General features: G+C 71.3%; 12 protein-coding genes. 8 read left to right on the forward strand and 4 right to left on the reverse strand.

What is annotated here, in order from left to right; all coding sequences use genetic code 11:
• The first annotated feature begins 203 nt into the window (after window positions 1–203).
• The 3 genes from LG274_RS11060 to LG274_RS11070 all read left to right on the forward strand — a co-directional run bounded on the left by LG274_RS11060 (window position 204) and on the right by LG274_RS11070 (window position 2449).
• On the forward strand, window positions 204–1001 hold the full coding sequence (locus LG274_RS11060) for a hypothetical protein (RefSeq protein WP_298714198.1): 798 nt from the start codon (window positions 204–206) through the stop codon (window positions 999–1001).
• A 240-nt stretch (window positions 1002–1241) separates the two neighbouring features.
• Complete coding sequence (locus LG274_RS11065; RefSeq protein ID WP_285139955.1) at window positions 1242–1592, forward strand: DapH/DapD/GlmU-related protein; 351 nt, start codon at window positions 1242–1244, stop codon at window positions 1590–1592.
• Window positions 1593–1696: 104 nt separating this feature from the next.
• The gene (locus tag LG274_RS11070; RefSeq protein WP_298714201.1) at window positions 1697–2449 is read left to right on the forward strand and encodes an alpha-1,2-fucosyltransferase; all 753 of its coding nucleotides are present in this window, start codon (window positions 1697–1699) and stop codon (window positions 2447–2449) included.
• A 34-nt stretch (window positions 2450–2483) separates the two neighbouring features.
• On the opposite strand, the gene LG274_RS11075 is transcribed toward LG274_RS11070, so the two are convergent.
• Window positions 2484–4388: a glycosyltransferase family 2 protein gene (locus LG274_RS11075; RefSeq protein WP_298714204.1), complete on the reverse strand. Its 1905-nt coding sequence runs from the start codon at window positions 4386–4388 to the stop codon at window positions 2484–2486.
• A 62-nt stretch (window positions 4389–4450) separates the two neighbouring features.
• Between LG274_RS11075 and rfbB the strand changes: the two genes are divergently transcribed.
• The gene (rfbB, locus tag LG274_RS11080) at window positions 4451–5446 is read left to right on the forward strand and encodes a dTDP-glucose 4,6-dehydratase (RefSeq protein WP_343282279.1); all 996 of its coding nucleotides are present in this window, start codon (window positions 4451–4453) and stop codon (window positions 5444–5446) included.
• A 13-nt stretch (window positions 5447–5459) separates the two neighbouring features.
• Window positions 5460–6881 (forward strand): bifunctional dTDP-4-dehydrorhamnose 3,5-epimerase family protein/NAD(P)-dependent oxidoreductase, encoded by a 1422-nt coding sequence (locus LG274_RS11085; protein ID WP_298714210.1) that lies wholly within the window; start codon window positions 5460–5462, stop codon window positions 6879–6881.
• Window positions 6882–6988: 107 nt separating this feature from the next.
• Here the strand turns inward: LG274_RS11085 and LG274_RS11090 are convergent, their stop codons facing one another.
• A complete protein-coding gene (locus LG274_RS11090) occupies window positions 6989–8428 on the reverse strand; it encodes a polysaccharide biosynthesis tyrosine autokinase (protein WP_298714215.1) in 1440 nt (479 codons plus the stop codon).
• A 180-nt stretch (window positions 8429–8608) separates the two neighbouring features.
• Between LG274_RS11090 and LG274_RS11095 the strand changes: the two genes are divergently transcribed.
• From LG274_RS11095 to pth, 3 genes are all read left to right on the forward strand, one after another.
• Window positions 8609–9931 (forward strand): hypothetical protein, encoded by a 1323-nt coding sequence (locus LG274_RS11095; RefSeq protein WP_343282280.1) that lies wholly within the window; start codon window positions 8609–8611, stop codon window positions 9929–9931.
• A 242-nt stretch (window positions 9932–10173) separates the two neighbouring features.
• Complete coding sequence (locus LG274_RS11100) at window positions 10174–10845, forward strand: 50S ribosomal protein L25/general stress protein Ctc (RefSeq protein WP_298714218.1); 672 nt, start codon at window positions 10174–10176, stop codon at window positions 10843–10845.
• A 6-nt stretch (window positions 10846–10851) separates the two neighbouring features.
• Entirely contained in the window at window positions 10852–11424 is a 573-nt protein-coding gene (pth, locus tag LG274_RS11105) for an aminoacyl-tRNA hydrolase (RefSeq protein ID WP_404464466.1), read from the forward strand.
• Window positions 11425–11432: 8 nt separating this feature from the next.
• Here pth and LG274_RS11110 read toward each other — a convergent pair whose 3' ends face one another.
• Window positions 11433–12116, reverse strand: a complete 684-nt coding sequence (locus LG274_RS11110; protein ID WP_404464468.1) for a phosphotyrosine protein phosphatase — start codon at window positions 12114–12116, stop codon at window positions 11433–11435.
• Entirely contained in the window at window positions 12116–12631 is a 516-nt protein-coding gene (locus LG274_RS11115; protein WP_248115486.1) for a DUF2505 domain-containing protein, read from the reverse strand. Before LG274_RS11115 ends, LG274_RS11110 begins: the two co-directional genes overlap by 1 nt.
• Window positions 12632–12659 lie beyond the last annotated feature (28 nt).

The following is a 12659-nucleotide window of genomic DNA, read 5'->3' on the forward strand; positions in this document are numbered from 1 at the left end:
ACAACGCCCTGAACGCCCTCCGCCTGCTGCTCGCCGTCGTCGTGCTGGTGTGGCACTCGTTCGTCGTCCTCGGCCGGGACGCCGACGGGGCGCTGGCCTCGATGGGTGCCACATGGGCGGTCAACGGGTTCTTCGCGGTTTCCGGGTACTTGATCTGCGGGTCCCGGCTGCGCTTGAGGTGACGCCCGTTCCTCTGGCGGCGGGTGCTGCGCATCTATCCCGCGTACTGGGTGGTGCTGGCGGTCACGGGCCTGGTCTTCGCCCCGCTCGCCGCCCTGCTCGGGAGAGGGAGCACGTCGGTCGCGGCCGGGCTGGACTACCTGGTGCAGAACTCCACCCTCTGGCTCCGGCGGTACGGTGTGGGCCACACCCTGGTGGATGTGCCGGAGCAGGGCCTGTGGAACGGGTCTCTGTGGACCCTCATGTTCGAGTTCGGCGCCTACCTCGCCGCCATGGTGCTCCTCGGGGCGGCGCTCGTCCGCTGGCACCTGACCGCCACGCTGGCCGTCCTCCTCGTGCTGATCACCGCGGCGGGCCTCACCGGGCTGGGCTCCGGGATCCAGTTGCCGATGGACCTCCTCAACCAGGGGATCCGACTGGGCGGGTGCTTCGTGGCGGGCATGTTCGTCTACAGTGTGCGCTTCCGACTGCCGGCCGCCTGGCCGCTCGCCCTGGCCTCCCTGGTGATCACCGTGTGGCTCGCCGCCCTCCCGGGCCTCGGACTCCTGGCCGCCCTGCCGCTCGCAGTGGCACTGCTCAGCCTCGGGGCGCTGCTGCCCACCCGGGTGGGCGCCGTGAACGACATCAGCTACGGCGTCTACATCTACGCCTTCCCCGTCCAACAGCTGCTCGTGGTCGTGGCGGGGACCGGGTGGCCCGTGTGGCTGCACGCCCTGGCCGCCCTCGGCCTCACCGCCGCGGCGGCGTGGCTGTCCTGGCTGCTCGTCGAGCGCCCGGCTCTGCGCCTGGCGCACCGAAGCCGGCCACACCGCTCTGCATGAGCCTCCGACACGTGCCGGCCGGCGCGACCGGCACCGTGGAGCCGTAGTCTTCTCAGAGCCGATCGGACACCGACAGAGGAAGAGGACGGACGCATGTGGATTCCCGGCGGTGCTACCGCACGCAGGCTCACCCGGGCCGCTGCCCGCACGGAGCTTCTCCCCAACCGACTGCGAGGGAAGGCCCTGGAACGCCTTGGGCTGAGGGGGGCCCGGGACTCGTGGTGGTGCGCGGGCGGCCGGGTGCTCGCCCCGGAGCGTCTCACCGTGGGCCACGGCTGCTTCGTCAACCGCGAGGTCCTCCTCGACGACGGCTCGATCGAACTCGGTCCGGGCGTTTACATCGGCCATCGGGCGATGATCCTGACCGCCACCCACGAGGTCGCCAGCCCCGACCGCCGGGCGGGACAGCCCGTGCATCGGGACGTCCGCATCGGTATGGGGACCTGGATCGGCGCCGGCGCCGTCGTGCTGCCCGGAGTGACGATCGGGCCCGGATGCGTCGTGGCGGCCGGTGCCGTTGTCGTCCGCCACTGCGAACCCAACGGGCTCTATGCGGGTGTTCCCGCCCGACGAGTGAAGGAGATCGGATGAGCAGGAGCGTCAGGGAGCCCAGAGTGTGGGGCCGCGCGGCGGTCGCGAGGATGCTCGACGGAGTCCGGCGTCGAGAGCCCGCAGTCATCTGGGGGAACGAGCCGATGAACGGCGGCAACTTCCTGTTCCTCTGGGCCACCGCCTGGGCCCGTCACCGGGCGACCGGCAGTCCCTGGCTGGTGCGTCGTAAGCCGAAGATGGCGCCGTGGCTGGAGGAGTTCCCCGCGCTCCAGACCCTCACCGTGGACGAGGCCGACGTCAGCTTCTGGCAGCCCCGGACCGTCGAATGGGGCCAGCAGGCCTACCTGGACTGGTTCTACCGGGACCTCGTGGAGTTCGCCGCCGGCCATCTGCTGAGCTCGAAGCGCTTCCGGCGCCGCCTGGACCGGATGGACCGCGAGGCCGTCGTCGTGAACGTGCGCCGGGGTGACTACTACTCCGATCCGGTGCACCGGGCCAACTACGGGTTCGACATCCCCGGCTACGTCCGCGCCGCCGTCTCCCGCGTTCCCGAGGCAGACCTCGAGCGGATCGTCCTGGTCTCGGACGACGTCGAATGGTGTCGCCGGAACCTCGGCTTCCTGGCCGACCACGCCTCCGTGCACACCATCCCCGGGGCGCACGACATGTTCGACGACCTGGCGCAGATCGCCGGGGGTCGTCACCTGATCCTGGCGAACTCCACGTTCTCCTACTGGGGCGGCTACATCTCGAGCGCGCTGCCGCCGCAGGTGCGCGCCCGGTCGGTCCAGGCTCCGCTGCACTTCACCCGACTCTACGCCCGCGGTGAATCGCCCCTGCTGCTGCCTCAGTGGCGGGCGATCCCGGACGACGAGTTCGACCCCGCCGATGACTGACCCCCAGTAAGCGGACTGGGCGCTGCTGGCAGTCTCAATGCCGACCGAGAAGACCGCGAGCCTCGTTGATGACGAGATGCGCCATAGCGTGCGCAGGGGTTCGCGCTCCACGTGCGGATGACCACAGTTCACTCCGCACCTCTGAGACCGGCATGCCGACACGCCGGGCCCGCTTCGACAATTCCCACCGGGCCCGCCGTGAATGCTGGCGGGCCGTCAATGATGGGCCCTCTTCCGCGTTCTTGAGGGCGCGGATCATTGAGCGGATAAAGCGTGGGCTGTTATGCGCGAATCCGACGGCCCCCAGTGACGTGTCCAGTCGTCTCACCGAGACGAGCGATTCCTCGGTGTAGACGAACCGATGCCGGGCAGCCAGGCGAGTCAGAAGTTCGAAGTCCTCGTAGAACAGGTCCTCGGCATAGCCGCCCTCCCGCTGCAGGACGTCGGAGCGGAGGAAGAGCGAGGCCGCGGGGATCCAATTCCCTTTGACGAGACACGCGAGCGTGTCTGCGGAGCGAGCCGGCTCCTCTGGCCAGGGGAACTCAGCCCGGGAGGAACAGTGGAGCAGTTCCGAGGAAGGACCGATCACGCGAGCGTCGCTGTAGGCGAGGACCACGTCCTCTGAAGAAGAGCTGAGCAGGGCTGCTTGGGCCTCGATCCGGTGGGGTTCCATAGTATCGTCACCGGCGATGTAGGTCACGAATTCCGTGTCCACCTGGGCAAGGAGCCTATTGAGGGTCCTGTTGAGTCCGACGTTCTCGCCGTTCGGTTGGAATTCGAACGTAGGCGGGGCGGACGCAACCCACTTCTCGATGACGGCTCTCGTGTCATCCCCGGGCGAGGCGTCATCGGCGATGAGTACGCGTGTGGGCGGCACTGTCTGCGCAGCGATACTCTCCAAGGTTTCGATGACGTAGGGGGCGTGGTTGTAGGCGACCACGAGAACGGTCGTCCCCGGGCGGCGGTGGGACCACGCCGCACTGTCGTCGTTCAGGCCGTGCCCCACCTTGGAGTGCAGGGGTCGACGCAGCACCAGACGCTCGGCCCAGCCCACGGTGAGCCCCCAGGCCGTCGCTACGCGATCGACCCCCCCCGCCCAGTCCCGGGACTTAGCCCCTACGGCCATACGCGCAAGTGCCCCGCTGGCCCGGGCCAACTCCGTTAAGGGTGAGCGTCTAAGTTCAGGTGCGGCGTCCCACGCGTCGCGGGCGGCAGCGACGTCGGCCAGGGATCTGCCGGCGTTCCGCCGTACGCGCATTCGGTCCCGCGTGGCAGAGGGGCGCGCGTAGATGATGGACATCGCCCCCGCGTCCACGATGGGGATCCCCGCCTGCTCCAATCGGTAGGCGAGGTCGTTGTCCTCCCCGCCCCGGACGAGGGAAGAGTCGAACCCTCCGATTGACATCAGGACCTCCCGGCGCGCCGCGAAGTTGCCCCCCATCAGGGCGGGGCCGATGGAGCCGCGTCTGGCGGGCCGCGGCGGCGCCGGCATAGTCCGCTCCTCGAGGACGGCTCGTCGTTCGACGGGGCCGAGGGCTTCCAGATCGCCGTGGTCCATGACGACGATGCCGCCGCTCACGACGGGGTGCTCCGCGAGGAGGTCCACCGCCTGTCGGCACCAGTCGGGATGGACGAGATCGTCGTCGTCACAGAAGGCGAGCAAGTCAGCTCTCGCCGCGGCAATTCCTCGGTTCCGGGCATAGGCCGCCCCGCGGTGCTCGGTTGCCTCGATGATGCGGATCTGAACGTCATCGGGGAGCGGACTGACTCCCTGCACGACCTCGGCCAGTACAGGATTGCCGCCGTTGTCACACAACAGGATCTCCCGCGGCGGGGCGGACCGCTGATGGGCCAGGGCATCGAGCTGCCATGTGAGCGGCTCACCGCTGCGGAAGCAAGGAATCACGATCGAGAGGATGGGCTGGGATGTGCGGGGCATCGGACGGCTCCTGGACCGGGCGGGGGACGGCTCAAGTGTAGGTGCCGTGGAAGACTGGCCCCATGCACCTCCTCGTCACCGGCGGCGCCGGGTTCATCGGCTCGAACTTCGTCCACCACGTCGTCCGCGAGACCGGGCACGACGTCGTCGTCCTGGACAAGCTGACCTACGCTGGCAATCGGGACAACCTCGCCGGCCTGCCCGAGGACCGCGTCACTCTCGAGGTCGGGGACATCTGCGATGCGGCCCTGGTGGACCGCCTGGTCGCCGAGTCGGACGCCGTCGTGCACTACGCGGCGGAGTCCCACAACGACAATTCGCTGAACGACCCCTCCCCGTTCATCCAGACGAACATCGTCGGAGCCTTCGTCCTCCTGGAGGCGGTCCGCAAGCACGGCACGCGGTTCCACCACGTGTCCACGGACGAGGTCTACGGCGACCTCGAGCTCGACGACCCGGCGAAGTTCACCGAGACCACCCCGTACAACCCCTCCAGCCCGTACTCGGCCTCGAAGGCCGGCTCGGACCACCTGGTCCGCGCGTGGGTGCGCTCCTTCGGCGTGCAGGCCACGCTGAGCAACTGCTCCAACAACTACGGCCCGTACCAGCACATCGAGAAGTTCATCCCGCGCCAGATCACCAACCTGATCGACGGCGTCCGCCCCCGCCTCTACGGCCAGGGCGTCAACGTCCGGGACTGGATCCACACGGAGGATCACTCCTCGGCCGTGCTGCGCATCCTCGAACGCGGCGAGATCGGCCGCACGTACCTGATCGGCTCGGACGGGGAGAGGAACAACAGGGAGATCGTGGAGATCCTCCTCGAGCTCTTCGACCGCCCCGCAGACGACTACGACCTCGTCGCCGACCGCCCCGGCCACGACCTGCGCTACGCGATCGACAACACCGCGCTGCGCACCGAGCTCGGCTGGGAGCCGCAGTTCACGGACATCCGCGCCGGTCTGGCGGACACGGTCCGCTGGTACCGCGAGAACGAGGCCTGGTGGCGCCCGGCCAAGGACGCCGTCGAAGCCACGTACCGCGCCCAGGGCCAGTGAGGGGACACCGCTGATGCGCATCACCGAGACCGCCATCCCCGGCCTGCTCATCCTCGACCTCGACGTCCACGGGGACAACCGCGGCTGGTTCAAGGAGAACTGGCAGCGGGAGAAGATCCGCGCCCTCGCCGCCGAGCACCCCCGCCTCGCCTCGCTCGCCCCGGTGCAGAACAACATCTCCTTCAACGACGCCGTCGGCACCACCCGCGGCATCCATGCGGAACCCTGGGACAAGTACGTGGCCGTCGCCCACGGTCGGATCTTCGGCGCCTGGGTGGACCTGCGCGAAGGGCCGTCCTTCGGTGCCGTCGCCACCGTGGAGCTCGGTCCGGAGAAGGCCGTCTTCGTGCCGCGTGGGGTGGGCAACTCCTACCAGACGCTCGAGCCGGACACGGCCTACACGTACCTGGTGAACGACCACTGGTCCGCCGACGCGCAGGGCCAGTACACGTTCCTCAACCTCGCGGACACGACCGCGGCGATCGCCTGGCCCATCCCGCTGGAGCAGGCCGAGCTCTCGGACAAGGACCGCGCCCACCCGATGCTCGAGGACGTCACCCCCATGCCGCCCGCCCCGATCCTCGTGCTCGGCGCCGGCGGGCAGCTCGGCCGCGCCCTCGTGGCCCGCGCCGAGGCCGCGGGGATCCCGGTCGAGGCCCATGGCCGCGACACGTGGGACATGACCGACCCGGCCTCATGGCCGCGGGAGCACTTCCGCGGCCTGCGCGCCGTGGTCAACGCGTCCGCCATGACCGCGGTGGACGCCGCCGAGACGCCCGAGGGCCGGGCCCAGGCCTGGGCCGTCAACGCGACCGCCGTCGCCGAGCTCGCCCGCCGCTGCACCGAGGCCGGCGTCCCCCTGGCGCACGTCTCCACGGACTACGTGTTCGACGGCACCCTCCCCGTGGGGCAGGAGCACCCGGTGGACCACCCGCCCGCGCCGCTGGGCGTCTACGGCCAGTCGAAGGCCGCCGGTGAGGCCGCGGTGCGCACCGTGCCGCGGCACTGGATCGTGCGCACCTCCTGGGTGATCGGGGAGGGGAAGAACTTCGTGTCCACGATGGCCTCGCTCGCCGAGCGCGGGATCGACCCGGCCGTCGTCGCCGACCAGCACGGCCGCCTCACCTTCGCCGACGACCTCGCCGACGCCCTGCTGCACCTGGTCACCACGGACGCGCCCACGGGCACGTTCCACATGACCAACAGCGGCGACGTGGTCACCTGGCACGACGTCGCCCGGTGGGTCTTCGAGGACACCGGCCACGACGCCGCACGCGTCTCCGCCACGACCACCGCCGCGTACACCGCCGGCAAGGAGGGCGTGGCCCCGCGACCGACCAACAGCGCCCTCGACCTCGGCCCGCTGGCCGCCGTCGGCTACACGGCCCCGGACCAGCGTGAGCGCCTGCGCGAGCACCTGGCCGCACGCGGCTGAGTCCACCCCGGCCGGAAACCCCGCAGCGCGGCGGACCGGATCACCTCGGCGAAGGGCCTCGCACCGATGCTCGGTGCGAGGCCCTTCGCGTCGGAGTGGGGGCGCTGTCAGCTGTTGCGGCGCCGGCCGGGGGTCTTCTCCGCGCGGCGGCTGAGATGCGCCTCCTTGGCGGCGCGCTTGGACTCCGCGCGGGAGGGGCGGGCGTCGTTGCCCTTCAGGTACGCGTCGTGCGACGTGTGGTAGTGGCCGTATCCGTAGCCATAGCCGTACCCGCCCCGCGTGGAGGAGGTTACGCCGTTCAGCACGGTCCCGAGCACCGTGGCGTCCACGCCGGTGAGGAGCTCGGTGGCGGCCTCCAGGTGGTCCTTGCGGGTCTGGCCGGCGCGCACCACGAGCACGGTGCCGTCCACGGCGGTGGACAGGAGCGCGGCGTCCGTGACGGGCAGCACGGGCGGGCTGTCCACCACCACGAAGTAGTCCTGGGAGGCCAGCTGGAGCAGGGCGCGCATGCGCTCGGAGCCGACGAGCTCGGAGGGGTTCGGGGGCGTCCGCCCGGCGGGCAGGAGGGTGAGGTTCTCGATGCCCGTGTCGGCCAGTGCCTCGTCCGCGGGAACCTGGCCGGCGAGCACCTCGGAGAGGCCGACGTCGCCCGGCACCTGGAAGAGGTCGTGCTGACGGGGGCGGCGCAGGTCGGCGTCGATCAGCAGCACGCGCTCACCGGCGAGGGCGAGGGCGCGGGCCAGGTTGGAGGCGACGGTGGACTTGCCCTCGGAGGGGTTGGCGCTGGTGAAGGCCACCACGCGGGGCGGGTGGTCCACCGAGACGAACTTGAGGTTGGTGCGCAGCTGGCGGATCGCCTCGCCGGCGCGGGGGTCGAGGTCCACGGCGGACTCGCCCTTCCTCGCCAGGGTGATGTTCTCGGGGATCGAGCCGATGACGCCGACGCCCGTGATCTCTCGCACGTCGTTCCGGGTGCGGACCTTGACGTCCAGCATGCGGCGCAGCAGCGCCCACAGCAGGCCGAGGACCAGGCCGGCCAGGGCACCCGTGAGGACGTTCTTCGAGGTGTCCGGGCTGATGGGGGTGCTGGGGACCTTGGCGTCCGAGAGCGGGATGACCTCCACCGGGCTGTTCCGGTCCACCTCCGCGGCCACGTCCGCCGTCGCCTTGAGGGCGGAGTTGGCCAGGGTGGCCGCCATCTGAGGGTCGGTGGAGGTGGCCGTCACCTTGATGAGGTTGGAGTCCGGCACCATCGCGGCGGTGAGCGAGCCGCTCACGTCCTGCCCCGTCTCCTCCCGCACGCGGTCCAGCACGGCGGCGCTGTTGGTGAGCGCGAGGTAGGACGCGCCGCGGGACTCGCCCGGCATGCCGCCCGTGATCACGCTGTTCTCCGTGTTGCTGGGCGCCAGGAAGCCCGTGGACTCCGAGGCGTAGAGGCGCGGCTGCAGGGCCGAGTAGCCAAAGGCGAGCGCTGCCCCCAGCAGGGCGGTCAGCGCGAGGAGGAGCAGGTTCGCCCGCAGGAGGCGGAGGAAGTCGACGACCGTCACGGGTACCTCGTTCGGGGCATGGCAGTAGGCGGGGCGGGTGGTGCCCCAGTGCGCCCACGGTATCAACAGAACGCGAGCGGCTCGGGCCGCGTGGCCGGTGCTCCTTCTGTGGCGTCCGACCGTGCCCAGTACGCTGAGGGGCGTCAGCCCGCCGCCGTCAGAAAGAAAGGGTGCCGACGCATGGTCGCGACCCCTCCGCCGTCAGCCGCCGTGACGAATCTCACCCTGACCAGCGGCGACGGATCCCGGGCGGCCGCGGGTGTCTCGCGGTCTGGCCGCCCGAGGCGCCTCCCGGGCCTGGCCCCGGCTCCGCAGGCGGCGTGGACGGCCTCGGCCTGGAACCCGCTGGTCTCCAGCGCGTCCCCCCGCCTCCTGGACGTGATGCTCGGAGCCGGCCTCATGATGGAGGCGGTGCCCGGATGGACCGTCGGAATCCCCTTCCCCGAGATGTGCGCCATCCTCCTGCTGGCGGTGGCGGCCTTCCGTCCGCCGCGGCGCGACCTCTCCCGGTTCGGGCTCGTAGCGGTGGCGGCGGCAGCGCTCCTCGTCTATCTCGTCGTCGTCACCCTCATGAACGACCTCGACCCGCTGCGGCGCGGCGTGCGCATCATGGTTCTCATGCTGTTCATCGTGGCCATCGCTGAGGAGCGCCTCGACGTACGGGGGCTGCTGCAGGGCATGGCCATGGGCGGGCTGATCAACGTGCCGCTCTTCTACGCCGGCCTCGTCTCCCGGGACTACGGCTCCTACCTGACGGGCTTCCTGGGGGACAAGAACGTCGCCGGGCTGTTCTATGCGCTCATCGGGCCGCTCCTCGTCTCAACCGTCCAGCGGACGTGGGTGAAGGCCGCGATCCTGGCCGCGGCGTTCGGGCTCACGTTCCTCACCGGCTCCCGGACGTCGCTCGCGGCGCTCGCGTGCGCCACCCTGTGGATCCTCCTGACGCCGTACCTCGGCCGGGTGATGCGGCTGGGCCTGCTGTGGGGCATGGCCCAGCTGGTGACCTTCGCCGAGGAGAACCTCGCCACCCTCTCCGTGTTCGGGGACCGCACGGGAACGGACTGGTTCCGCGAGCAGATCCATGCTGCGGCGCAGGCGAAGACCGCCGCGGCCCCGTGGTACGGCTCAGGGCTCAGCACCGCCGTCGTCGACCTGGAGCAGGGGCAGTTCTTCTACCACAACTCCTACTGGGCGCTGATCACGGAGGGCGGCTGGGTCTTCCTCCTGACCGTGGTGGGGGCCTATGTCCTGGTGTGCCTGCGCCCGTTCACACAGACACGTCGCACGCCGACGCGGGTGGCCCTGGAGGCTGCAGCGGTCGTCATCCTCGTGACCTCGCTCCAGCTCGGCGAGGTCTTCATCACGATCTACGGAGCTCTCGCCCTGGGGATGGGCCTGCTCCTGGCCGCCCACGAGGCGGAGACGGCGCAGACGGGGACATCGTCCCGCACCGCCCGCATCGTGGAGCAGGCGCGGCGGGACCGGCTGCGCGGCCTCGCGTGAGCGCGTCTCCAGCTCGACCCCTCGGATCGCCCGCCGTCGACCGCCGTCGCCCGCTCCAGCCTCGGCTCTCCCACCGCCGGTGGTATCCTGATCCGGTTGCCCAGGCGAGGGAGCGCTGCTCCGTGATCGACGAGGCCGCCGCGCTGTCCCGGTGAGCTCCGCTCCCGACGGCCCGGCACCCTTCCTGGCCACATCCGCGCCCCGCACCCGGGGTGGGGACAAGAACACCAGAGGAGGACACCATGTCTGACAAGATCAAGATCAAGGTCACCCGCCGCACCGACTTCGGCAAGGGGGCCGCCCGCCAGGCCCGCCGCGCCGGCCAGATCCCCGCGGTCGTGTACGGCCACGGCGCCGATCCCATCCACCTGCTGCTGCCGGCCCGCGAGACCACGCTGGCCGTCCGCAACCCCAACGCCCTGCTCACCGTGGTGAGCGAGGCCGGCGAGGAGCACATGGTGCTCCCCAAGGACATCCAGCGCCACGCCCTGAAGGACACCGTGGAGCACCTGGACCTCATCGAGGTCCGCCGCGGCGAGAAGGTCGTCGTGGACGTCACCGTGCACGTGGAGGGCGAGGTCGCCCAGGGCAACGAGTACGTGCTCGACTACCCCACCGTGCCGGTCGAGGCCGAGGCCACGCACCTGCCCGAGTCCGTCTCGATCTCCGTCGAGGGCCGCGAGGCCGGCGAGCACGTGTACGCCACCGACGTGCAGGTCCCCGCCGGCTCCGTGCTGCAGCTCGACGACGAGATCGTCATCGCGACCGTCTCCGAGGTCGTCGAGCAGGACCTGGGCGACGAGTCCGTCCAGGAGGAGCAGGCCGCCGAGGGCGGGGAGTCGGCCGAGGGTGCCGAGGGCGAGTCCGAGGGCGGCGAGCCCGCCGAGGGCGACGCCGAGAAGTCCGAGGACTGATCCGCCGTGACGGGCACGCACCTGATCATGGGCCTCGGCAACCCCGGGCCCGAGTACGAGCGCACCCGTCACAACATCGGCCACATGGTGGCGGGTGAGCTCGCCTCCCGCATGGGAAGCGGGTTCACCCGCCACAAGGCCGGCGCCGCGGTGGCCACGGGCCGGCTCGGCATCGGTGGGCCCCGCGTGGTGCTCGCGATGTCCACCGGGTACATGAACACCTCCGGCGGCCCCACGTCCGCCCTCCTGAAGTTCTACGGCCTGGAGCCGGCGGACCTCGTGGTGGTGCACGACGAGCTGGACATCCCCTTCGACACGCTGCGCCTGAAGCGCGGCGGGGGAGAGGGCGGCCACAACGGCCTGAAGTCCATCACCAGGTCGATCGGCACGCCGGACTACGTCCGCGTCCGCGCCGGCATCGGCCGTCCGCCCGGCCGCATGGACGTGGCCGACTTCGTGCTGCGTCCCTTCACCTCCGAGGAGCAGAAGGCGCTGCCCTTCCACGTGGACCGCGCCGCGGACGCCGTCGAGAAGTTCCTGGCCGACGGGCTGGAGGCCGCCCAGCAGTCGTTCCACTGAGCCGGCGCTCAGCCCTCCGAGGGGGACAGCGCCCGGGTGAGCGCACGGGCGATCTCCTCGATGGCGGGGTCCATGACGTCGGCCATCTCGGCGTAGGCCGAGTCGGGGAGCCCGTACGGATCCCGGATGTCCAGTGCGCCGGCCCCCGCGCGCACCCGTGCGCGCTCGCGACCCGCGCGGGCCACCAGGTCCGGGAGCTCGATCCCCGCGATGTCCTCGCTCACCTCCGCGCCGGCCTGCGCCCTCTTCCGGATCGCGCGCAGGATCGCGGCGAACTCCAGCACGGTGAAGGTGCGGTGGGCGGCCCGGGGCGCGTCCTGCAACACGGCGGGGCGGTGCCGCTGGGACGCCACGAGCACCAGGTCGGCGTGCTGCACCGCGGGCGCCACGAGCGGCGCGGGACGGTGCTCCGCCAAGCCGGGCACGCCCCGCTGCTCCGCGATCTCCAGGAGGGGCGGGGGCACCGTGAGGGCCCGGTCGGGAGCCGTGCCCAGACTGGCCACCTCGACCCGGCCGGGCACCCGCGCGTCGAGCTCTGCCTGGAGCGCGTGCGCCCCATAGGCCGAGCGGCAGATGTTCCCCGTGCACACGAGGAGCACGGCGCCCGGGGCCGCGCCCGCCGAATGCCGCGCGGAGCGGCGGGGGGCAGGAGCGGGCCCGGGCCGGGTGAGGCGGAAGGGGGGAAGGGGCATCAGGCCTGGGAGGGCTGACCGCCGCGCTCGATCCACGCGGTGATCGCGCGGGCCTGGCGGTCCACCACCTTGCCGACCATGGGCTCGGCCTTGGCGGCCAGCTTGGAGCCCACCAGCGGGATCTTGCACACCAGGGTGCCGTCCACGGCGAACTGGCTGCCCTCGCCGGCGGCGGCCAGGCTCAGGGTGCCGTCCGCGGTCGCCTTGGCGGCGGGGACGGTGATGGTGGTGGTGCCGGTGCGGGAGCCGTCCGCGGCGGGGGCGCCCCAGCGCTCCACCTGCTCCACCTGCAGCGAGCCGCCGATGACCTTGCGGGCCATGTCCGGCAGGCGGTCCGCGGGCGCGGAGCGCACCGTGGTGACGGTCATCTCGCCCTCGGGGGACCCGGTCACGGAGAAGGAGACCAGCGCGCCGCCGAAGGACTCCACCACGGAGCGGTGGAAGTCCTCGGAGACGAGGGCCTCGGCCACGGCGGCCGGGGGGTGCGGAATGGACTGCTGAGCGGAAAAGGCCACGGTCTCTCCTGTGGGTTCGGCCGCCGGG

The sequence above is a fragment of the Micrococcus antarcticus genome (genome assembly GCF_044872765.1).
Taxonomy (GTDB): Bacteria; Actinomycetota; Actinomycetes; order Actinomycetales; family Micrococcaceae; genus Micrococcus.

Coding starts and splice junctions, on each gene's coding strand:
- LG274_RS11070 (WP_298714201.1), top strand. CDS start 1,697: ATGAACGGCGGCAACTTCCTGTTCCTCTGGGCCACCGCCTGGGCCCGT.
- LG274_RS11075 (WP_298714204.1), bottom strand. CDS start 4,388: ATGCCCCGCACATCCCAGCCCATCCTCTCGATCGTGATTCCTTGCTTC.
- rfbB (WP_343282279.1), top strand. CDS start 4,451: ATGCACCTCCTCGTCACCGGCGGCGCCGGGTTCATCGGCTCGAACTTC.
- LG274_RS11085 (WP_298714210.1), top strand. CDS start 5,460: ATGCGCATCACCGAGACCGCCATCCCCGGCCTGCTCATCCTCGACCTC.
- LG274_RS11095 (WP_343282280.1), top strand. CDS start 8,609: ATGGTCGCGACCCCTCCGCCGTCAGCCGCCGTGACGAATCTCACCCTG.
- LG274_RS11100 (WP_298714218.1), top strand. CDS start 10,174: ATGTCTGACAAGATCAAGATCAAGGTCACCCGCCGCACCGACTTCGGC.
- LG274_RS11110 (WP_404464468.1), bottom strand. CDS start 12,116: ATGCCCCTTCCCCCCTTCCGCCTCACCCGGCCCGGGCCCGCTCCTGCC.